Consider the following 22,111-nt stretch of genomic DNA (forward strand, 5'->3'; position numbering starts at 1 on the left):
CTAACTTGCTAACTTGCTAACTTGCTAACTCGCCACTACTTACTATGCTTATCAAACCACCATTGAATATAAGCGACTTTGGTCATTAGGTTTGATGGGCGAGCGGTAATACCATGTGAGGCATTAGGAATACGTACCATCGCTGTATCAACACCTTGTAGCTTTAACGCTTGGTAAAATTGCTCGGTTTCAGAAATAGGGGTGCGATAGTCTGATTCGCCGGTTAACAGCATAGTGGGTGTTTTTACATTGCCCACATAGCTAATTGGGGAGCGCTTCATATAATGCTCAATATTGTCCCATGGTTTACCTGGGAACCAATAGTCAGCAAAGAAAGGATAGAAGTCAGCAGTTAGTACAAAGCTGATCCAATTGATAACTGGTTTAGCAACAACAGCTGCTGCAAAGCGGTCTGTATGACCCACAATCCATGCAGTTAAAACACCGCCACCTGAACCGCCGGTAACAAACAACTTACTCTCATCAATAAAGCCCTTATTGATGACAGCATCAACACCTGTCATTAGGTCATCAAAGTCATTACTAGGGTAGTTATGATGAATTGTTTGCGCAAATTCTTTGCCGTACGAGTCACTGCCGCGCGGGTTCATATACAGCACAACATTCCCTTTGGCTGCGTATAATTGCACTTCAGGGCTAAAGTGAGGGCCGTAGTTTGCAACAGGACCGCCGTGGATTTCTAAAACAAGTGGGTACTTTTTGTTTTTATCAAAGCCCGGCGGGTAAGCAATCCAACCTTGAATAGCCAAGCCATCGTGGCTTGATTTAACCCAAATTTCTTCAACCTTAGCCAGTTCTTTGTCGCCCAGCGCATCTTCGTTTAATTGTGTTAAACGCGCCGTTTTACCACGTTTAATTAATGCTACATCAGCTGGACGCTGTGTATCTGCAAGTGTGAATGCAACTTCACCATCTTCGCTAATATCAAAGTCACCACCTGAATATGGGCGACCAAAGGCAACACTCCCAATCTCTGAGGTAATCACCTTATGTTTACCACTACGCGGCTGGTAAGCTAGGTGTGTTTTACCTTCACTATCGTAGCTAAAATAAAGGCCGCTACCGCTATCATCCCATTTTATATCTTCGACACTACGATCTAAATCGGCAGTGAGCACTGAGGTTTTACCTGATTTCAAATCAAGTAAATAAATGTCGTTATTTTCATAGTTAGTCTTTTTGTCGTCGTAGCCTGTGTATGCCAGATAACGACCATTTGGCGAGACTTTAGGGCGTGAATCTGGGCCTTTACGGTCTGTTATTTGGGTAATTGAACGATCCGCTAAGCTAAGTTTATAGATTTCAGATTCAGTCGGGTGTAATTCATTGTCTTCATGACGATTAGCCGAGAAATAAAACGCATCGCCTTGTTCGTTAAAGCTAATAGCACCACCATGATCAAAATCACCAGAGCTTAATTGACGTGCATTGCCGCCCGTTGCACTGATGATAAAAAAGTGATGATAGCCTTTTTCAGAGTAGCCACCGCCATCGGCACGGTAATAGGTATCGTCAATATATTTAGCTGGCTCTGCCCACTTAGCGCCTTCAGGCTTACCCGGTAAAGACACTGGGCTTGCTGATTTTGCTGGCACAAACTGGCTAAACACCAATTGTTTGCCATCTGGCGTCCAAGTCAATCCGCCAGGGCTTTGCGTTAGGTTACTAATTTTTGCTACGTTACCGGTTTTTAACCATTTTACATAGATTTGGCTGCTACCATCTCGGGTAGAAATAAACGCTAATCGAGTTTCATCGGGTGACAACACCGGAGAGTAATCCATATGCACGCCAGACGTTAGCGGTAGCATGGTTTTACCATCTGGGTTTACTGACCAAATATTACTGACTTTACGGTCGCTTTTGATATCCATGCGATTACGCACAAAGTAAATTGTATCGCCATTTTTTGTCATTTCTATTTGGTTGGCGTATTCAAGATCAAAAACATTTTCAAGTTGAAAGGTATTGCTAGCTCCTGCATGGCTGTAAAAGCTGGCTGCTGCAAGCAGTGCTAAAGACGTTTTAAACTTCATTTTATTTCCTTGTTAGTGAGCAGAAATTAGGGCGTGTTGACCTGTTATAAAGTAACAACCATCAGAAATATAGTCCATTGCGATGAATGGAGAAATCAATAGACAGATGGTCATTTCCCTTTTATGTTGAGTACAGACACTTTTAAACGTAAGGAGCACACAATGATAGGTTACATAATGCTAGGCACTAACAACCTAGCTAAAGCAGTAAAGTATTACGATGAATTGTTCGCCACTCTAAACGCAGAGCGCTTTTTAGAAACTGACCGCTTTGTGGCATGGAGCACAGGCCAAGATAAGCCCGGTTTTGCGGTTACCAAACCTTATAACGATGAAAAAGCCACAGTAGGTAACGGCACTATGATTGCTCTGGCAGTCGAAACCCCAGCCCAAGTAGATGCCTTTTATAAGAAGGCCATAGAATTAGGTGGCACAGACGAAGGCGCCCCCGGCCCACGCGAAATGCCCGGCTTTTATGCGGGATACTTTAGAGACTTAGACGGTAACAAACTTAATGTGTTTTGTTTTACGCATGGGTAAAGAAAGTTAGCAAGGGGAAAGTTAGAAAGAGTAAAGTTAACAGGCGCTAGGCTCTAGGAAACAGGGCCTAGCTTATGTAGCTTTATGCCGCGTTACTCTTAACTTTACTTTGCGCTATGCTTACATGGCACGCCAGTAACATCGCATAACTACCGGCTCTTCGCGCGAAATAAATTTCACGCCTACAAAAATTGTGGGGTAATCTTAAGCTGTGATGAGGCAGCTGTTTTTCGGTGCTAAAGCACCTCCTTCCTCGCACTTCGTTCCTTGCTCCTCGCATCTCGCATCTCGTTTCTCGTACTTCGCACCTCCCTCCTCGCACCTCGAATCTCATACTTCGCATCTCGTCCCTCGCACCTAAAAAACACTCATCACTCCAAAGTTGTATTTATTTTAGGAAATAGTTGTCTTTTTCACTATTTATTGGTGGAAATATCAACTATGCTTTTGCGTGAATACTTTATTGTATTGATTTATATGAGGTTATATTGTTGGTTCGATAATTGCTCCAGTCTTTTTACCAACACTTTTAAAGGAAATAAAAATGAAAAATACGCTAACGCTTACCCTTCTTGCTGTACTGCTTTTGGTTCTGTATTCACAGTTCACAGAATTAGCCTATAAATTTGGTTTTGCTGAGCTCAAACTAAATGCGGTTTTGGAAAACAGTGAACATATGAAAGTAAAGTGTGATGCATACTCACTAGGCTTTTTTGATGAAATAAAACTTCAAAATAAATTTCAAAAATGCATCAATGATTATGAAGCTGAAGGCTACGAAATCGTGAGCAGAACAGACCAATAATCGTTTTGAGTAGGCGCCATGCTCGCATGGCGCGCCGCTGCATAGCGCAACTGCCAGCGCTTCACGCGAAATAAATTTCACGTCTAGTTTTTTAACTCGTACGCACCTTTTGCAAATTCGGCGCTAAAGCACCTCCTACTTCTCTCCTCGCATCTCGCACCTCGCATCTCAACCTGATGGCCGACGGCTGAAAGCTGACAGCTAGATTCTCTACCAACTTCCGCTTATTTTCATTACACTGCTCCAATACAAAAATAATTATAAAAATTGAGAATGATCATGACGTCGAAACTGTTTAAACCTCTGTGCTGTGTATTTGCACTAAGCCTTGTGGGCTGTGGTGGAGGTGAGGTGTTTACTGCCCCTGCTAGTAGTGAATTTGCCCATGGCAATGAGCTACTAAGTGCTACGGCGCTAACCGAAGATGCGAGTCACGCGTTAGTGGCAACCCAATCTGAGGTGTGCGTTTGGGATAATCAGTTAAAAGCGCGTCTATACGATTGTATAACAGGGCAGGGCGCTGAACATGTTGAGCTTGCAGGCTTTAGCGCTAACAAATCTCGTTTTTTCATTTCAAATCGATTATCGGTGACTTTATACGATACTCGCACTGGGCGTAGTATTGGTACTTGGCTTACCGGGCAAGAAATCGCTAGAGACATCGCTATTTCAGCCGTAGGCGATACGTTGGTTATTGCTTATCGTAGCGGCAAGGCTGAGGTAATAAATACCCGCACAGGCGATACTAAGCGTTTTGATATTCATCGTTTAGATATTAATAGCGTGGCGTTATCGGCTGATGGTCAGTGGGCGTTTACTGGTTCAAGCGACAAGTACGTAAAGCTTTGGTCAACGAGCGATGGCAGCACTCGTTTTGAAGAGCGTTTAGCGACCAGAGTGAATCACGTTACTTTAAATAAAACAGCAAGCTTGGGCTTTGCAATTGATTCGGTTGATGATCGTGTATTCTTTGATTTAGCCAATCAAAAAGAGCTATCAGAAGTGGCCTCATACTCTAACTTTATTGAATTCACTGCATCGCAATTTATTAATCAAGATAAATGGCTATTAACGGGCTCACCAAAAATGAAGATGCGTTTATATCGCGTTGCAGATGGTGAACTAATCGCAGAATACGAAGCTAAACAACAGCGGCAGCGAACGTCGGTTCTGAGTGTGGCGTACGACGGTAAGCAGCTATATTCAGAAACCAGTGATGGCCTATTACAGGCTTGGCCATTTGATAAAATAAGCACTAAATAACAGCGAAAAAAAACGCCTACTTTAAGTAGGCGTTTGTTTTAAACTGCAATTAAATTAGTAATCAAACTTATGCTTGGTAAACAAGCTTTGTACTTGTTGCCATACTGCACCAGGTTTGCCATCGCCAACTAACTTGCCATTTACTTTTACAACTGGCCCAACTTCTTTAGTGGCGCTGGTGATCCATACTTCGTCGGCATCAAGTAATTCTTCTTTACTAATAATGCGTTCTTGCACGTTAAAGTCACTGTAACTGTGAAGAATATTGAGGATTAACCAGCGGGTGATCCCCGGTAAAATTTGGTTATCAAGTGGAGGCGTGCTGATCACACCCTCTTTTACAATAAACACATTACTTGAACTGGCTTCGGTAATTTCTCCTAAGCGGTTAAATAAAATGGTTTCTTTGTTACCCGCTGCTGCACCGTGCTGGTAATGGATAACGTTGCCAAGCAGTGCCGTTGATTTAATATGGCAACGTTGCCAGCGACGGTCTTGTTCAAGCGATACGGTGTAAGTTGTTGCGCTATCTATGTCGCTTTTTGGCTCTGCTGGAATTTCAAACGCAAACGCAAATACGGTCGGGGTAATATTAGTTGGGTAACCGTGGGCACGTTTAGTATCAGCGCCGCGGCTCACGTGTAAATATATCCCTAGGTTATCACCTTGGTTTTTTTCGCATAAATCATTACAGATTTTACGCCACGTATCGGCACTGTAATCGAGCTTAATTTCAAGCTCGTTTAAACCGTTATTCATACGTTCAATATGTGCGCCAAAGCCAAGCATTTTGCCTTGGTATGATGGGATCACTTCGTAGATGCCATCGCCAAATAAGAAGCCGCGATCCATTGGTGAAATCTTTGCTTCATCAGCGCCAAGGTATTCACCGTTTAGGTATACCGTGCCCATTGTTAAACCTCATTCTCTGTCGTAAAGCCGCCAAGTTGGCGAAGCCGAGTTATTAATTGTTGACCATGTATTGCATGCAGGCCGTCTTCGGTGAGCTCATTTTTATGGGTGACGCCATCGACACTACCGCGCTCACTTAGGTAATGCAAAATGTTGAGTGGCTCAATATCAGCCAGCAAATCGCTGTTATGCCAGCGACTTAAAAAGGCAATAAGTCCGTATGCTGCCCAGTTAGATACATCGGCGAGTAACAGCTCATCGCAAGGAGTTAAACAAGGAGTGATGTTTAGCGCTTGCATATGCTGTGCAAGGTTACCCATGCCTATTTCGTTACCGCCATCACCAATCGCTATGGTGGGGCAAGGTGCTTCTGTTACAAAAAAATCAAAGCAGCCGCAATGCTCCGAAATATCAATACCGCGCATATTATAATAACGCTGATGCTCGTTAAGCCCCGGGCGTTCTATTGATAAAACACAATCAGGTTTTAGCTGCTCAAGGGCTTTAATGCTAAAAGAGTGCGCATTATCAATGCTATTAATTGGCAGCTCAAAACAGTTAAAGTCATTTTTCAAGGCACTGTAAAGGGGGTTGCCAGTAACCAAAATGGGCTGTTTATCAAGTCTTTCGAGTACCTTGTAAAGTGCAATTGCACCAACTGGGCCGTCGGTTTCGAAAGTATTGTTAACCGCAAAGCCCGTACCTATCAACACAGTACCTTGTGCTTGATGAAGGTGTTTTGCTGCGCGTAAATATGTACCCGTAAGTTGTTTTGCGTATAAATGCTGCATTCCACGCGGGTTTTGTTCAACCATCATGGTTTCAATTTGTTGGCTGAGCGCAGCGTCGCTTAGGCTTGCTGACATAGTGCTTTGATCTCTTGAATGAGCGCAATACCCGCTTCATTATCGCCATGTACACACAGGCTATCGGCATTAAGTGCCAGCTGCTCACCACTTCGTGTAGTGACTGTGCCATGTGCAACTAACTGTTTAACTTGCGCCATTAGTGCCGCTTTGTCGTGTACGCTGCCCGCTAAAGAACGTGCAACAAGCTTACCTTCGTCTGTGTATTGACGGTCGGCAAATGCTTCTAAAATGAGTTCTAGTTGAAGATCGTTTGCTTGTACTTTGTGTTTTGCAGCTTGGTTGGTCGCTAAAATCATTAATTTTAATGGCTTTGCATAACTTGCCACTGCACGCATAACGATATTCAGCGTTTGCTCGTCACTCATCATATCGTTATACAATGCACCATGTGGCTTAACGTATTCGAGCGTTAAACCATGTATTGCAGCCATACCATCAATTGCAGCAATTTGATAATGCAGGCAATTGGTCAGCTCTTTTTCGCTCATAGCCATTGAGCGGCGACCAAAGCCTTGCTTATCTGGGTAACTTGGATGTGCGCCAATCATTACTTTGTGCTGCTTGGCGAGGGCTAGGGTGTTTGCCATCACATCGGCATCGCCAGCATGAAAGCCACAAGCAATATTTGCCATATCAATATGTGGCATAACTTGCTCGTCTAAGCCCATTTTCCACATACCGAAGCTTTCGCCAAGGTCGCAGTTTAGTTTCATCGTCATTTATAACGCTGCCATTTTACTATTTGGAATATCGGTGATCAGCATGTGCCCTGGGCTATGCGTGATACAAAAATCAGGAGCCGCGTTAGCAATCGCAACTTGTGGAGTAACACCACAGGCCCAAAATACGGGCACTTCGCCTTCTTTAATGGTTACCGCATCACCAAACTCAGGTTTGTTGATATCTTTAATGCCAATTGCTGCAGGGTCGCCAAAATGCACTGGTGCACCATGTACACTTGGAAAACGGCTGCAAATTTGGATGGCACGAATGGCATCGGCAGGTTTCATTGGGCGCATACTCACAACCATATTGGCGTGGAAAATCCCCGCACTCTGACAAGCCATATTGGTCACATACATAGGCACATTTTTTTGCTCGCTGATATTTCTGATCTCAAGACCCGCGGCAATCAGCGCTTCTTCAAATGAGAACGAGCAACCAATTAAAAAGGTGACTAAATCGTCGCGCCAGTGACTCGAAATATCGGTCACTTCTTCAACCATTTGGCCATGTTTAAAGATGCGGTAACGAGGTAAGTCGCTACGAATATCAATGTCTTCACCAACCGTTGGCATATCGGTAACGCCCGGTATGCGGCTAGTTGCAATGATTGGGCAAGCTTTCGGGTTTGCTTGGCTAAACTGCAAAAAATCAAACGCGTATTGTTTAGGTAAAATCACTAAATTAGCTTGCACAAAGCCCGGTGCAAAGCCCGATGTATTGCCAGTGTAGTCACCCTCGCGTACCATTTTACGAATAGCCGCTGGGGTGGTTAAAGATGCATTTTTTTGCATGTGACTCTCCTTGAAATTAACACTTGCCCATTGTTGCTACAATAACACTCAGTTCAGGTCATTAATAGTAACGGGCAGCTGCCCTTTAGCAGGGGCTTTCCCTAGTAAAACGTTTGCTAGCGCTGTAAATGCAGGGCCAGCAATCTTTTCATCTGTATCTACATCTATATTGTAAGCATAGGTGGCAAGTACAGCATCGCCAAATTTTCCGAATTGGGCAATATCGTAAGGGGCACGTAAGCTTACAAAAACGGTCTTTTTATGGGCTAATTTTGCTTGTTTTAGCAATGATTCTAATGCCGCAGATTGGTCGGCTTTAGCAATTGCAAACTCAGGGTTATCAGCTAAATCATCCATCCCGCCAACTTCAACAGCACTTTGTTTTGGAGACGCATTAGCGGCAATAATTATGTCGGCTTCGTTAATTTCTTTTAATGTTGCAAGCGGCTCATAACCTTGCAAACTCGTACAGCTAAAGCTGATTAGCTTATCGGTGTTATCAATTAACGCCTGCTGCAGAGCATAGCATTTGCGGGTGTCTGGCATAATAATATGCACTTTGCTGCCCGATTTAATGCTAAGCGGTAGGGTGTTTTTCTCGTTTTTCACTTCGGTGATAGCTGCCAATGCTAATTCGGCTTCTACTTTTCTATGGCTTTGATCACCCAGTAACAGCTGCGCTTTTTTGATGGCTGCTTCGTCATCAAGTGAAGAGCTGAGTTTAAACTTTTCTTTAAGTTTTAAAATGCGTGTTGCAGAAACACTCATTTCGTTGGCATTTAACGTGCCGCGTTGTACTTCTTGCTCTAATCGTTCAATTAGGGCTTCAAGTACAGCTAAGTCTTTAGGACTTCTGATTTCGATTGGCATCAGGGCAATATCAACACCCGCTGCAAAGGTATTTACTACCGCTTCAATTGGTTCAAAAAAGTGGCTGATCCCCGCCATATCGAGGGCATCTGTGATCACCACACCTTGATAACCAAGTTCATCACGTAATAAATCAGTGATGATTTTGCGCGACATCGTAGCAGGTTTGATCATGGTTTTGCCTTCTTTACTGACAAACGTGCTGTCGTCGAGGGCTGGGTATTGGATATGCGCAGTCATGATCATACCCGGTTGTTGGTTTTTAATAATTTCTTTAAAAGGGGGGAGATCTTGCTGCCAAATAGTTTCTTTATCATGCATTACTTTTGGCAGGCCTGTGTGGCTATCTACATTAGTATCGCCATGCCCCGGAAAGTGCTTTAACGATGAAATAACGCCGTTGTTTTCAAACCCTGCCACTTGGGCACCACCTAGTTTTGCAACCAATTGCGGATCTTCACCGTAAGAGCGCACGTTAATAACTGGGTTATCTGGGTTCATGTTTACATCAACCGTGGGTGCATAGTTAACATTAACCCCCAGTGCCAATAGCTCGTCGGCAATAATGCGGGCAGACTCAGTCGCGAAGTGGGTACCATGTTCTTTATAGGTCGCACCAATCGACATGTTACCGGTAAACGACGTACCTACATCACGAGGAATACGGGCAACTCGGCCACCTTCTTGGTCTATCGAAATAAACAGCGGTAAGCCTAACTCTGACTTAGCAGCGGCTTTTTGTAAGTCATTATTAAGTTTGATCACTTGCGGCACGGTATCGATATTTTCTGCAAATAAAATCACCCCACCAATGTTATGTTTAGTGATGATATTTGCTAAATCAGCCGGCAGCTCTGTCACCGGTGTACGGCATTTTTGCTCACCCGGGTCTTGCTCACAGTAATAACGTAGGTCAAGCATGAGCTTTTGCCCTAACTGTTGTTTTAAAGTTAATGCAGACTCAGCAAATGATGATTGTAATGGCATGAAACATCCTAATCCGATAACCAGTGACGATAGTGCAAACTTATTTAACACAGCAAGCTCCAAAGCAAAACGCTTATTTAGTTTTTAGAATAAATTATTCTTGATGTTAATGGGTTTTTAAATATAAATACAGTATTTTTTTGCTACCCTAACGGTTTTTGAGTCCGACTGCAAAAAGCTAAGTTAGATCACCAAATAGGGCTAATAGGCTTAAATAACCAAACCTTTATGCTGATAAAAAGCGTGGCAAGTTGATAATTTATCAATTTAATGGGTCGCTTTTTAGTACAATTTAAAGTAATAATATATTCCATAATCATCAGCGTAAATATGACAAGCCTGGGGGCGAGATGGCTTTAACTCGATTACACGCATTTAAACAGCAAATTAAACCTTTTTTACCAGAGTCAGCATTAATAGAAGATTACTCGCGCCGTTATGCGTACGGAACAGACGCCAGCTTTTATCGATTAATCCCTGAGTTAATTGTATTAGTGAGCAATCAAAATCAAGCAAGGCAGGTGATCATTGCTGCCAACGAGCAACAGGTACCCATCACATTTCGCGCCGCCGGAACGAGTTTATCTGGGCAAGCAATTACCGATTCGGTATTGGTTTTACTTTGCGATAGTTGGAGCAAGTTTGAAATCCTTGATGACGCCGAGGCAATACGCTTACAACCGGCGATCATTGGTGCTCGAGTAAATCAAGTATTAGCCCCGTTTGGTAAAAAGATTGGCCCAGATCCCGCTTCAATTAATAGCTGCAAAATAGCGGGGATGGCGGCAAATAATTCATCAGGCATGTGTTGTGGAGTGGCGCAAAACAGCTACCACACAGTAAAAGATATGACCCTCATTTTTGCCGATGGCACTGTGCTGAATACGGCTGATAGCCAAAGCTGTAATGCCTTTTTGCAAAGCCATAGCCCTTGGATTGATGAGCTAATGAACCTGGTTGATAGCGTAAAGCAAAACCCCGATTTGAGTGAGCGCATCGCCCATAAATACCGTTTAAAAAATACCACTGGCTATGGTTTAAATGCACTGCTGGATTTTTCTGATCCAATCGAAATCATTAAGCACCTCATTATTGGCTCTGAAGGTACGTTAGCTTTTATCGCCGATATCACCTACCACACTGTGGTTGAACATAAGTACAAACACACAGGTTTCTTTATTTTTGACGATATCAGCAAGGTGTGTGAGCTGGTACAAAGGCTGAGTGAACTTGATGTTGCGGCCGTTGAGCTGCTAGATAAACGTGCTCTGATGTCGGTGTCTGAGCATGCCATAATGCCAAAAGAAGTGGCCAGCTACCCTGAGCAATCAGCGGCACTGCTAATTGAGTTAAGAGCTGAAAATGCACAGGCTCTTGATGCGCTCACAAAGGTCACCGAGCAACTTCTTGCTGAGTTTAAGCAAAGTCAACTGGCAGCGATTGAGTTTTCAGCAGACAGCGCCCGTAATGCGGCACTTTGGAATATCCGTAAAGGCACGTTTCCTGCGGTTGGCGCAGTGCGCGAAACTGGCACCACTGTAATTATTGAAGATGTTGCCTTTGCTCTTGATAAATTAGCTGAGGGCGTTAATGCGCTGCATCAATTATTTATTAAATATGGTTATGATGAAGCCATTATTTTTGGGCATGCGCTTGCCGGAAATCTGCATTTTGTATTCACCCAAGCTTTTGATACACCTGAACAAGTAAGCCGATACGAGCAATTTATGGCTGATGTGGCGAACTTAGTGGCGGTTGAACTAAAAGGGTCATTAAAAGCTGAGCATGGTACAGGGCGTAACATGGCGCCGTTTGTTGCCACCGAATGGGGAGACGACGGCTTCGCGGTGATGGTTGCGCTTAAAGCACTATTTGATAAACAAAATATTCTTAACCCTGGGGTTATTATTAATCACGACAAAAATGCCCACACTCAGCATTTAAAAGTCATGCCAAAAAGTGATGATATTATCGATACCTGTATTGAATGTGGCTTTTGCGAAGTTGTTTGCCCATCAAAAGGACTTAGCTTAACACCGAGGCAGCGTATTACTTTATGGCGACACCGCACAGAGCTACACAATCAATTACTAACAACCGAAGATGTAGCAAGCAAACAGAAGTTAAATCAAAAGCTCAGTGTTATCGAGGCCGACTTTAAATACCTAGGTATTGATACGTGCGCGGCAACGGGTCTTTGCGGTCTTAAATGCCCGGTGGGAATAAACACGGGCGAATTTATAAAATCGCTCAGAGCAGAGCAAGCCTTATCAAGCAAAGTTGCACGGTCATTATCACGCTTTGCCAGCAAGCATTTTGCGGTTGTTGCAACGGGTGCACGATTTGGTTTAACCGTGATGCAGGTGCTCGAAAAAGCAATCGGCAGCAGTAACCTAAGAAGCCTGAGTAAACCTGCTAATAAGTTACTTGGTACACCGCTGTATTACTCGGCATGGCCAAGAGCTGAGCAACCAATTAATAGAAAGCTTCAACAACCCCAACAAGCGAAAAAGTTGGTGTATATGCCAAGCTGCGCAAGCCGGATTTTTGCGGCTGATAAACTTGCCGATGATAAACGCCCACTACTAGATGTTATTTATTCACTCGCTGCCAAAGCAGGCTATGAAGTGCTACTTCCGAAACAAGCAGATTCACTTTGTTGCGGTATGCCATTTGCTAGCAAAGGCTTTAATAAAGAGTCTAAAAACAAAAGTGAGCAGTTACTTACTGAGCTCGAGGCACTTTCAAATAATGGCCAATACCCCATTGTTTTTGATGCCAGCCCTTGTGCACTTACTACTCTTAATGCCGCGCAAAATACGGCACTCACAATTTATGAAAGTGCTGATTTTGCTGCCCAGCATTTACTGCCTAATTTGCAAGTCACGCCCGTAAATGAGCCGGTGATGCTCCATGTTACTTGTAGTTCTAAGCGATTAGGTAAAGAGCAAAGCCTAGTCTCACTTGCCAAGGCATGTAGTAATGAGGTGAATATTCCAGCTGATATTGAGTGCTGTGGTTTTGCCGGTGATAAGGGCTTTAACTTACCAGAGCTCAATGGCAACGCGTTAAAAACTCTTAAACAACAAGTGCCAAAAAACTGTAGTCGGGGTGTGTCTAATAGCCGTAGTTGCGAAATTGGTTTAACTGAACACAGTGGCATTAGTTATCAGTCTATTTTGTATCTGCTCGATAAACAAAGCCATGCAATATAACAGGGCGTAATTGCTAATTTGATGAGCCAGTGATTGACTGGCTCATCAATTTTAAAGCCTACACTTTCCAAAAAATGCCTTTGCGGTAGCAGCTGTACATGACACCATAAGACACCACTAAAAACAGCAGTGAAAAGCTAAAAGAAGCGAGGTGATCATTGCTGATCACTAATTGTATTAAGCCATAAATACTGCCTTTTAAACTGCTATCGCCGAGCGGTATCATAATTAATAGCCGTGCAAACACGCCTGCAAACATAAAAAATAATATCGCATTTGCACCAAATACAATAAATGGAGCGCCCCAACTACGCAGCTTATAAATATCTAAAATAGCACTGCACAGTGCATAGAAGATCGCTGCAAGCCCTGAGCTGAGTAACACATAGCTCGGCGTCCATAACGCTTTATTGATAGGTGTTATTGGTGCAATCGCATAGCTAGCAATAACGGCTAATGCGCCCACTAAGATAAGTGTACGGGCTTGCTTTTTAAGGTCGGGTTGCTTAGTTAAATAAACCGCAGCCAACATGCCGCTAAGCGCACTTGCAATGGCAGGCAGTGTTGAGAACAGCCCTTCAGGGTCAAATGGCAGCGGCTTAGCATTGGCATAATACAGGTGATGACTACCAAGTACGGCATTATCTATGAAGGCACTTAAATTATTGCCATGTAGCCAGAAGCCACTGACTACCTTGCCGTTTGGCAAGGTATACGGGATATAAAGCATGGCGGCACCATAAAAAAATAAAAGAGCGATGCAAGTAATGGCTATTTTCTTAGGCGATAAATAGAGATAACAACACAGAGCAACTAAATAGACCAAACCGATACGTTGCAGCACGCCCAACACACGCAGCTGCAATAATTTGTCATCAACCCAGCTAAAAGAAGGGTCTCGAAAGTTGTAATAAAACAAGGCTAAAAACCAACCGAGGGCAATGAGTTTAATGGTACGAATAACCCCTGCTTTTAGTATGTGTTGATCACTGACCCCTTTAGCACGCAAGCTATTTACTGAAAGCGTGATAGACATGCCGACAATAAAAATAAAAAACGGAAAAATTAAGTCGGTTGGTGTCCAACCATGCCACTGTGCATGTTTCAAAGGCCAATACATCGCTCCCCAGCTACCCGGGTTATTCACTAATATCATGGCGGTAATAGTCAAGCCCCGCATTACATCTAACGCCATGAGGCGATGTGAAGGGAGTTTATTGATGATTTCAGCACAGTGGTGACGCATAGGAAAACTTTATTGTTATTTTGTTTTTATAGTGTAATAAATTATTACATCAAAGCAAGCTGCTTTTTGAACAATATAAATCGTACGTATTAGCCGTTCTTTTAACTGTCTTAAGTTTATAGTTCATTAAATTCAATATGTTAAACCGCGAAGGTTGTTGGTAGGTGGCTTTGATGCCGTTCATATTCAACGAGCGCTTGGTAGCTGAAGTTATTAAACCGAGTTACTTTAATTAATTAGAGTAATTGCACTCATTTGTTTGCGCTAAATCAAATTATGACAAAAGTTCTATAGAGGTACACAGAACATCTTGCTAGTATAAAGGTATTAGATGTACCCGATATGGACTTTGGGCCTGTATGTGAGAAATATCGTGCTTAATAGTCTTAGCCATGGTTTAAACCTACGCCGCTTAATTTTAGTGTTAGCGTTTTCTACAACGCTTATTACCTTTCTAAATAGTTATTACTCGAGCTATCAAGTTCAGAAGCAACAACTAATAGATAAAACCCTAAATAACCATAAAGCATACGCCGCTAAGTTGGTGTCGGCGACCGATAACTTTTTACTAACTGCTCAGCAACAGCTTGCTTATGTTGGAAAAATACTTGAAGACGATTTTAATAATCAAGGCTTAATTAATTCTGAGGCTGACCGACTAAGGCTACAAACCAATAGTTTTAATTCGACCATTATTGTTAATGCACAAGGCGATATTTTAGGGGTATCACCAAAGTCATTGAAACTACAAAACCGTAAAGTAGATAGCTTTGGCACTAAAGCGGCTTTGTCGTATCGTACTCCAATGATCAGCGAGCCGTACATTTCGATGGCAGGCAATTTACTGATTTTTATGTCGCAGCCTTTATTCGATAAACAAAGTAACTTCATTGGTTATATTGGCGGCACTTTGTACTTAAAACGTGCCAGTATTTTAAATGAATTGCTGCAAGTTCATTATTATCAAGATGGCTCTTATCTGTATGTGGTTGATGAAAACCATCGCTTACTCTATCACCCAGATAAAAGCCGTATTGGTGAGCAAGTGTTTGATAACCAAGTAATTGAAGAAGTACTAAAAGGAAACGCCGGCACCCAGCTTGTTACCAATAGCAAAGGCGTTGAGATGCTTGCAGGCTACGCTCCTATGACAGTTGCTCCATGGGGAGTCGTCACTCAGCGCCCTCTAGAAAGCACGCTTGCACCGCTTGATAATTTAATGTGGCAAGTGTTTGTAAAAACCGCCCCAATAGGTGTACTCACATTTATATTGATTTGGGTGTTAGCACGTTTAATTGCTCAGCCTTTAAGGCAGTTAGCCGAAACTGCAAATACTTTAGATCGCCCTTCAACGTCACTTGAGCTGACACAAATTCGCTCATGGTACTTTGAAAGTAATGAACTCAGAAAAGCCATGTTAAAAGGGGTAGGGTTATTACAAAGTAAAATAGGGCTATTGCGCCAAGAAGCGCAAACTGATCCCCTCACTTGCCTGCATAATCGCCGTAGCCTCGATATGCAAATTAGCCATTTGATAGCTCAACGTTGCCCTTTTGCTGTATTGGCTATCGACATCGATCACTTTAAACGGGTTAACGACGAGTTCGGTCATGACATTGGTGATGTGGTTCTACAGTCGTTAGCTAAAATTTTGTTAGATGTTACTCGTGATAGTGATGTGGTTGCTCGTACAGGTGGTGAAGAATTCATTGTGATTATGCCAAGAGTGGAAGCAAAACGTGCGTATCAGCTGGCTGAGCGTTTGCGTATGCGGGTGTCAGAAAGCTACATTGACCCGGTTGGCTGCATTAATGTATCAATTGGTATTTCGGGCTGGCCAATTGAGCAATTAAGCATTGATGAAGTATTTAAGCTTGCTGACCAAGCTTTATATCAAGCTAAAAAAACAGGTCGTAACCGCTCGGTTGTCGATGCAACATATAGCCAAGACCTTACACCCGTTTCTGAGCCTTCAATCTTGGAATAAGTTATTTAATGTGCAATAGTGGATGCTATTAAGTTATTTATGGAAAATCAAAATGGCATTCACATTGTTGGCTCGTTTAACTAAATCCACTTCTTTACTCGGTATTGCGCTTATGAGTGCAAGCGCTGCTTGTGCCACCCCAAGCGATGATAAACGTAGCGAATTTGTTGATGTAGGTGCTTTACTATCGAATGCCGTGTTAGATATCCGTTATTTTGGTCATCATAACTTTGTTGGCAAACCTGTTGATGGTTACAACGCACCTAAATGTTTATTGCACAACAGTGCTGCCACTGCGCTTCAAAATGTGCAAATAGCAGCGCAAACCCAAGGCCTGAGCTTAAAAATATTTGATTGTTATCGCCCGCAGCGCGCCGTTGATCACTTTGTGCGTTGGGTTAACGATTTAGAAGATACCCGCACAAAAGCTGAGTTTTATCCAAACTTAGGCAAAGACAAGCTGCTTGGTGATTACATCGCCGCCAAGTCGGGTCACAGCCGTGGCTCAACGATTGATTTAACCTTAGTTGATGCAAAAGGCAAAGAGCTCGACATGGGCTCACCGTTTGATATGTTCGACACTCTTTCGAACACCGACGACCCGCGCATAAGTGCTGAGCAAAAAGCCAATCGATATAAACTGAAGACCCTGATGACAGAGGCCGGTTTCGCCCCTTATTCAATGGAATGGTGGCATTTTACCTACCAACCGCAAGCATACCCCACCACCTATTTTGATTTTGTGGTGGAGTAGGTAAAACAGCTTTAAGCTTTCAGCTGTAAGTTTTAAGCCGAAAAGTGTTGTTTTTGAATGTTGAGTTAGCTTGATTAAATGGCGTTGAATGTTAGACACGCCATGCAAGCATGACGCCTACGGTTTGATGTAGGCGTGAAACTTGTTTCACGCGTCTGACGGCTGATAGCTGAAGGCTGACAGCTCCTTCTAGAACCTATCGCATGATGACGCGGGATAAACCCGCTGCTACTAGTAGGCGTGAAACTTGTTTCGCGCGTCTGACGGCTGACAGCTCCTTCACGTTGGGTTTCGCTGCGCTCTACCCAATCTACATCACCTCTTTTATCGGTGAATAATCAACTTTAATTTCAACAACATCGACGTTGGCATTTTGTTTAAAAGCGTTTTGTACTTTTAATAAATCAGTGTCTTTTTCAGCAAGGTAGCGATAGCTTTTGTTGGTCATTTTTTTCAGCGTATATTGGCTGCTAAGCTCTACTGGTAAGCTGTTTTCTTTTAGCGTTAAGTAAATTGCCCCAGTGGCGATGCCGCGCTCTTGCATTGCGTGATTAAAGACTTCTGTGCCTTTGGTTAAAGTAGGTGCATCAAAGGTAATTTTTTCACCATTATTACTAAAAGCATTCGTCGATTTTTGTTTGTTGATTTCGACTGCTTTTTTAACATCTTTAACTGAAATTTGTTCTTTTTGTGAACTGGTTGTTGGCTGTTGTACTGTATCTTGCTCGCTTATTTCATTTTTTTGACAGCCTGATACTAGTACTAATACTAGTGTAAGTGTTTGTATTTTAATTATTTGCTTCATTTTAATCCTGTTTGTCTGTTACTTTTGTTTACAATTAATTCTATTTTTTAATTGCTGTATTGGGTACATTGGACTTGGTTATGATTGTTAACCGAAAATAAAAATATAACAATAGGGAACGTAAGGAATGTCTCAATTCAAAGTAACAGCTGTTGCTACTATGGTAACGGCTATCTTGGCATCATCTCAAGTGCAAGCTAGTGAACAAACTCGCTTCTATAATGCCTCAAGCGTTAGCTCTCAAGTGCAATTCAACCCTCAAGTATCTCAGCAACGTGCATTAGCTGAGCGCAGAACTGTATCGGGTCACAAATCAATTTTCGATGAGCAGTTAGGTAAAGCTACGTTCTTATGGAATGCAGTTGGTCAAGCTAAACCTGATATGGCGATGGTGCTTCCTGAGCAACGCAATGCCTATGCTGCAGATTTTTATTTAAATGCCTTAACGGGTGTTAGCACCGCTAAAAAAGGCGTCTCAAACGCAGTATTAACGGATTTATCTGAGCAAAAGCTTGGTTCAATCACTGCTAAATATAAGCAAAAAGTACATGACATTGAAGTATTCAACCGTGAATACAACCTGATCATGGACAAAGAATATAACCTAGTCGCAGGTTCTGGCTATTTTGCTAACACAAGTTCAAATGCAACGCAGTCGTTCGCACCGCTTGCTGAATTTGTAGGTGCAGAGCAAAGCATTAAACGTGCAATTAAAGAACTTGCTGATATCGACGTGTCACTAACTAAGTCAACAGAACAAGGTGACTATGTTAAATACACTGTGTCTAACCAAAACGGTGACAAAGTTGTATTAGGTCAGCCTCGTGCTAAGAAAGTGTTCTTTGAAGTAGCGGGCGAGCTGCAATCTGCATACTATGTTGAAGTAGAAGTTGCTGATAAAAACAGCTTAGAAAGCGATTACTTCAGCTACGTTATCGGCGCGCAAAATAGCAAAGTTTATTTCAAGAAAGACTTAAAAGCACACGCGGCAGACTTTAACTACCGTGTATGGGCTGACGAAGATGGTTACCCGTGGGAAGGTCCACACGGCGATGTGATCCCAGCTGATGGCCCAGATCAAGTTGATGAAACTGAAATCCTAGATGCGCCACTTGTAAGCCTGTCTTACTACAAAAAATTAAGCACGATGGATCCGTGGCTTGCAGACGATGCAACAACAACATCAGGTAACAACGTATTTGCTTATGCTGATGTAATTGCACCTCAAGGTTACACAGAAGGTGACTTCACTGCTGAAACTACATCAGATTTCACATTCGATTATCCTTACCAAGTTGATCAAGTAGCAAACAGCTACGATAACCGTAAAGCTGCAATCGTAAACTTGTTCTATATGAACAACTTCTTACACGATTTCTTCTATGACCATGGTTTTGATGAAACATCAAATGTTGCGCAGGTATCTAACTACGGTCGTGGTGGTGTAGAAGGCGACCCAATCGAAGCACAAGCGCAAGATAATAGTGGTTTAAACAACGCAAACATGTCTACGCCTGCTGACGGTGCAAGCCCTCGCATGCAAATGTATCTATACAACTCAAAAGACGCAAAAGTTGGCGTTGATTACGGTGTGGTTGTTACATCTGACGCAACGATTGGTCTTCTTGAATCATCAAAAGTATCTGGCTTTGGTCAAATGCAATTTGCTGATATCGCAGGCGAAGTTGTTCGTTTAGTTGATGGTAATAACGTTGATTCTGGTAGCGTAACAGACGGTTGTGAACCTGCAACAAATGCAGCAGAACTGGCTGGCAAAATTGCGCTAGTCGATCGTGGTTCTTGTAACTTCACAGCAAAAGTTCTACACGCTCAAGAAGCAGGTGCAATTGGTGCTATCGTTGTAAACAACAACCCAGATACAGATGAACCAGCGCCAATGGGCGGTGAAGACGATGCAGTGATCATTCCTAACATGGGTCTGAACTATGCTGACGGTCATGCGCTTTACGATGGTATCGCTGCAGGCGACACTGTAACTGTGAACATGTTCAATAAAGCAACGTTAAAAGACGGTACGCTAGATAACGGTATTATTGCTCACGAATGGGGTCACTATATCAGTAACCGTTTAGTGGGTAACTCATCAGGTCTTATCAACTTCCAAGGCCGTGCGATGGGCGAAGGTTGGGGTGATTTCCACTCTCTTATGTTTATTGCTAAAGCTGATGACATCAACATCGCAGGTAACGACAAGTTCCAAAAAGCATACGGTAGCGGTACTTTCGTAGAAGATTTCTACTATGGTATTCGTCGTGTTCCATATTCAACAAATATGGAAGTAAACCCGCTGTCTTTCCGTCATATTACCGAAGATGCAGGTGCTGATGTAGGTATTGCACCAACAAGTGTTGCTTCACCACACGCAGCAGGTGAAATTTGGGCAACTATGCTTTGGGAAAGCTATGTAGCACTTATTAACGAGCACGGCTTTGAAGATGCGCAAAACCGCATGGCTAACTACTTAGTTGCTGGTTACAAGCTAACTCCTGTTGCTCCGCTATATACTGAAGCACGTGATGCTATCTTAGCTGCAGCGTACGCAGTTGACCCTGAAGATTACAAACTAATCTTAGGTGCATTCGCTAAGCGTGGTATGGGCTTAGGTGCTAAAGCGCCAGAGCGTTTCAGTGAAGATTTAACAGGCGTTGTTGAATCAGACAAAATGAAACTTGCTAGCTTCACATTCAAAGATGTGGCAATGAATGCAAACTACAACGGTGCTGAATTAGGTTATTGTTCAAACGATAACGTGCTAGATAAAGGCGAAACAGGTACATTAACTGTTAGCATCATGAACACCGGTAGTGAAGTACTAACGGGTACACAAGCACAGTTAACAGTTGTTAGCGGTCACGATGTAACATTCGAAAATGATGGTTTAATCACATTCGACGATACAAATCCGTATGCTTCGCAAACAAGCGCGCCTATCACGTTTACACTAAATGATGCAGGCACTGCTGATACACTTGAAATTGAAGTGTCATTCCCAGAGCTGTCTGCAGATGATGAAATTGTTGAAGCTACAAGCGATACAGTATCTTACCTTGTGAACATGGACTTTGAAGATAAAGCACCAGTGAGCTCACAAACTGCTGACGATATGGAAGTAGCAGGTGCATCATTACGTGATTGGAAAGAAAACGTAATGACAGGTGACGACTTAGCAGTTGGCACACAAAGCATGGCAACGGGCGGTAATATCAACTTCTTTAACAGCTTTGGCTTTGGTCTTGGCGAGCAAACAATGTACCTAAACAACAATGACTTCCAGTCTGATGTTGCAGTTGAGTCAAGAGAGTTTGATATCGGTTTTGCGGGTGACTTTGAAGTTTCATTCTGGCACTTCTACCTAATCGAAAACGAATGGGATGGTGGTGTTGTAGAGATCAGCGTAAACGGCGGTAACTGGGTTGATGTTACTGAAATGGGCGGTACATTTGATGTTGGTTACGATGGCCCGTTAATCGAAAACGACGCGCAAGCACTACAAGATCGCGATACTTTCACAGGTAACAATGTGGATGGCAGCGGTGCTTACGGTAACTACGAAACAATTCGTTTCGGTACTGAACTAAACGGTAACCGTGCAAAATTACGTTTCCGTATGTCATCAGATAGTGCAGTACGTGAGTTCGGCTGGTGGATTGATAACGTAACTGTTAGCAATGTAACATCACCAATCTTCTCAAATGTAATTGCAGGTGATGCATTAGCATGTGATAACGCACTTCCATTAGTGTCTGTATCGGGTGATGCGTCTGTTTCTGAATCTGCTTCAGGCACTTTAACGGCAACAGCGTCAGACCGTAACAGTGATGACACGCTAAGCTACACCTGGACGCAACTAAGCGGCACAACAGCAACACTTACAGGTGCTGACACTGCAACTCTAGGCTTCACGCCAGGTGCTATCTCAAGCGATGACGAGTTAGTATTTGAAGTAACAGTAAGCGATGGTACAGACTCTGTATCAGAGCAGTTCACTGTTGCCGTAACTAACGAAGCTGAGCCAGTAGAAGAGAAGAAAGTAACTAAATCTAGCAACGGTAGCTTTGGTTTCTTAACACTACTACTTGCACCACTAGCGCTTATCGGCCGCCGCCGTAAACGTAAATAAGACTTTTAAATAGTGATAACAAAGCCCTTACAGCTCGCTGTAAGGGCTTTTTTGTTTTTAAGTTAGCGAGGGAAAGTTAGCGAGAGTAAAGTTAGCGAGAGTAAAGTTAGCGAGAGTAAAGTTAGCGAGAGTAAAGTTAGCGA

The 22,111-nt window shown here is 42.9% G+C and carries 15 protein-coding genes; 7 read left to right on the plus strand and 8 right to left on the minus strand.

Annotated elements, in window-relative coordinates:
* Positions 1-35: 35 nt before the first annotated feature.
* Positions 36-2,057, minus strand: coding sequence for a S9 family peptidase (locus NH153_RS11325; protein ID WP_063703868.1), 2,022 nt, complete (start codon positions 2,055-2,057; stop codon positions 36-38).
* A gap of 162 nt (positions 2,058-2,219) precedes the next feature.
* Between NH153_RS11325 and NH153_RS11330 the strand changes: the two genes are divergently transcribed.
* The 3 genes from NH153_RS11330 (at position 2,220) to NH153_RS11340 (ending at position 4,665) form a co-directional block, all read left to right on the plus strand.
* Positions 2,220-2,597: a VOC family protein gene (locus tag NH153_RS11330; RefSeq protein ID WP_054563159.1), complete on the plus strand. Its 378-nt coding sequence runs from the start codon at positions 2,220-2,222 to the stop codon at positions 2,595-2,597.
* 544 nt (positions 2,598-3,141) lie between these two features.
* Positions 3,142-3,402, plus strand: coding sequence for a hypothetical protein (locus tag NH153_RS11335; RefSeq protein WP_054553385.1), 261 nt, complete (start codon positions 3,142-3,144; stop codon positions 3,400-3,402).
* A 279-nt stretch (positions 3,403-3,681) separates the two neighbouring features.
* Complete coding sequence (locus tag NH153_RS11340) at positions 3,682-4,665, plus strand: WD40 repeat domain-containing protein (protein WP_063703870.1); 984 nt, start codon at positions 3,682-3,684, stop codon at positions 4,663-4,665.
* 54 nt (positions 4,666-4,719) lie between these two features.
* On the opposite strand, the gene NH153_RS11345 is transcribed toward NH153_RS11340, so the two are convergent.
* Genes NH153_RS11345 through NH153_RS11365 form a run of 5 tightly spaced genes read right to left on the minus strand, consistent with a single transcriptional unit; the run spans position 4,720 to position 9,820 of the window.
* On the minus strand, positions 4,720-5,577 hold the full coding sequence (locus tag NH153_RS11345) for an aminotransferase class IV (protein ID WP_063703873.1): 858 nt from the start codon (positions 5,575-5,577) through the stop codon (positions 4,720-4,722).
* A gap of 2 nt (positions 5,578-5,579) precedes the next feature.
* The gene (locus NH153_RS11350; protein WP_063703875.1) at positions 5,580-6,443 is read right to left on the minus strand and encodes a glutamate cyclase domain-containing protein; all 864 of its coding nucleotides are present in this window, start codon (positions 6,441-6,443) and stop codon (positions 5,580-5,582) included.
* The gene (locus tag NH153_RS11355; RefSeq protein ID WP_063704479.1) at positions 6,428-7,159 is read right to left on the minus strand and encodes a 5-oxoprolinase subunit PxpA; all 732 of its coding nucleotides are present in this window, start codon (positions 7,157-7,159) and stop codon (positions 6,428-6,430) included. Before NH153_RS11355 ends, NH153_RS11350 begins: the two co-directional genes overlap by 16 nt.
* A 6-nt stretch (positions 7,160-7,165) precedes the next feature.
* Positions 7,166-7,963 carry a putative hydro-lyase gene (locus NH153_RS11360; RefSeq protein WP_054563164.1) on the minus strand — a complete coding sequence of 266 codons (798 nt, stop codon included), beginning with the start codon at positions 7,961-7,963 and terminating at the stop codon, positions 7,166-7,168.
* A 48-nt stretch (positions 7,964-8,011) separates the two neighbouring features.
* Complete coding sequence (locus NH153_RS11365; protein ID WP_063703878.1) at positions 8,012-9,820, minus strand: glycoside hydrolase family 3 protein; 1,809 nt, start codon at positions 9,818-9,820, stop codon at positions 8,012-8,014.
* Between the two features lie 350 nt (positions 9,821-10,170).
* Between NH153_RS11365 and NH153_RS11370 the strand changes: the two genes are divergently transcribed.
* Positions 10,171-13,035: an FAD-binding and (Fe-S)-binding domain-containing protein gene (locus NH153_RS11370; RefSeq protein WP_063703880.1), complete on the plus strand. Its 2,865-nt coding sequence runs from the start codon at positions 10,171-10,173 to the stop codon at positions 13,033-13,035.
* Positions 13,036-13,093: 58 nt separating this feature from the next.
* On the opposite strand, the gene NH153_RS11375 is transcribed toward NH153_RS11370, so the two are convergent.
* The gene (locus NH153_RS11375) at positions 13,094-14,281 is read right to left on the minus strand and encodes an acyltransferase family protein (protein ID WP_063703883.1); all 1,188 of its coding nucleotides are present in this window, start codon (positions 14,279-14,281) and stop codon (positions 13,094-13,096) included.
* A gap of 373 nt (positions 14,282-14,654) precedes the next feature.
* Between NH153_RS11375 and NH153_RS11380 the strand changes: the two genes are divergently transcribed.
* Together NH153_RS11380 and NH153_RS11385 are read left to right on the plus strand one after the other, a co-directional pair.
* Positions 14,655-16,268: a sensor domain-containing diguanylate cyclase gene (locus NH153_RS11380; RefSeq protein ID WP_240494366.1), complete on the plus strand. Its 1,614-nt coding sequence runs from the start codon at positions 14,655-14,657 to the stop codon at positions 16,266-16,268.
* A 52-nt stretch (positions 16,269-16,320) separates the two neighbouring features.
* Positions 16,321-17,022 (plus strand): M15 family metallopeptidase, encoded by a 702-nt coding sequence (locus tag NH153_RS11385; RefSeq protein WP_082874042.1) that lies wholly within the window; start codon positions 16,321-16,323, stop codon positions 17,020-17,022.
* Between the two features lie 310 nt (positions 17,023-17,332).
* Here NH153_RS11385 and NH153_RS11390 read toward each other — a convergent pair whose 3' ends face one another.
* A complete protein-coding gene (locus NH153_RS11390) occupies positions 17,333-17,827 on the minus strand; it encodes a serine protease external chaperone (RefSeq protein WP_063703886.1) in 495 nt (164 codons plus the stop codon).
* Positions 17,828-17,954: 127 nt separating this feature from the next.
* Between NH153_RS11390 and NH153_RS11395 the strand changes: the two genes are divergently transcribed.
* The gene (locus tag NH153_RS11395) at positions 17,955-21,968 is read left to right on the plus strand and encodes a rhombosortase-dependent M36 family metallopeptidase (RefSeq protein ID WP_063703889.1); all 4,014 of its coding nucleotides are present in this window, start codon (positions 17,955-17,957) and stop codon (positions 21,966-21,968) included.
* The last annotated feature ends 143 nt before the right edge of the window (positions 21,969-22,111 follow it).

It is taken from the genome of Pseudoalteromonas gelatinilytica, from assembly GCF_001641615.1.
In the GTDB taxonomy this organism is placed as follows: domain Bacteria; phylum Pseudomonadota; class Gammaproteobacteria; order Enterobacterales; family Alteromonadaceae; genus Pseudoalteromonas; species Pseudoalteromonas gelatinilytica.

What these genes read in the sequence shown, in the direction of transcription:
- NH153_RS11360 (WP_054563164.1), bottom strand. Translation starts at nt 7,963, where the DNA reads ATGCAAAAAAATGCATCTTTAACCACCCCAGCGGCTATTCGTAAAATG.
- NH153_RS11375 (WP_063703883.1), bottom strand. Translation starts at nt 14,281, where the DNA reads ATGCGTCACCACTGTGCTGAAATCATCAATAAACTCCCTTCACATCGC.
- NH153_RS11370 (WP_063703880.1), top strand. Translation starts at nt 10,171, where the DNA reads ATGGCTTTAACTCGATTACACGCATTTAAACAGCAAATTAAACCTTTT.
- NH153_RS11325 (WP_063703868.1), bottom strand. Translation starts at nt 2,057, where the DNA reads ATGAAGTTTAAAACGTCTTTAGCACTGCTTGCAGCAGCCAGCTTTTAC.
- NH153_RS11385 (WP_082874042.1), top strand. Translation starts at nt 16,321, where the DNA reads ATGGCATTCACATTGTTGGCTCGTTTAACTAAATCCACTTCTTTACTC.
- NH153_RS11340 (WP_063703870.1), top strand. Translation starts at nt 3,682, where the DNA reads ATGACGTCGAAACTGTTTAAACCTCTGTGCTGTGTATTTGCACTAAGC.
- NH153_RS11345 (WP_063703873.1), bottom strand. Translation starts at nt 5,577, where the DNA reads ATGGGCACGGTATACCTAAACGGTGAATACCTTGGCGCTGATGAAGCA.
- NH153_RS11390 (WP_063703886.1), bottom strand. Translation starts at nt 17,827, where the DNA reads ATGAAGCAAATAATTAAAATACAAACACTTACACTAGTATTAGTACTA.
- NH153_RS11330 (WP_054563159.1), top strand. Translation starts at nt 2,220, where the DNA reads ATGATAGGTTACATAATGCTAGGCACTAACAACCTAGCTAAAGCAGTA.
- NH153_RS11335 (WP_054553385.1), top strand. Translation starts at nt 3,142, where the DNA reads ATGAAAAATACGCTAACGCTTACCCTTCTTGCTGTACTGCTTTTGGTT.
- NH153_RS11350 (WP_063703875.1), bottom strand. Translation starts at nt 6,443, where the DNA reads ATGTCAGCAAGCCTAAGCGACGCTGCGCTCAGCCAACAAATTGAAACC.
- NH153_RS11355 (WP_063704479.1), bottom strand. Translation starts at nt 7,159, where the DNA reads ATGAAACTAAACTGCGACCTTGGCGAAAGCTTCGGTATGTGGAAAATG.
- NH153_RS11365 (WP_063703878.1), bottom strand. Translation starts at nt 9,820, where the DNA reads ATGCCATTACAATCATCATTTGCTGAGTCTGCATTAACTTTAAAACAA.
- NH153_RS11395 (WP_063703889.1), top strand. Translation starts at nt 17,955, where the DNA reads ATGTCTCAATTCAAAGTAACAGCTGTTGCTACTATGGTAACGGCTATC.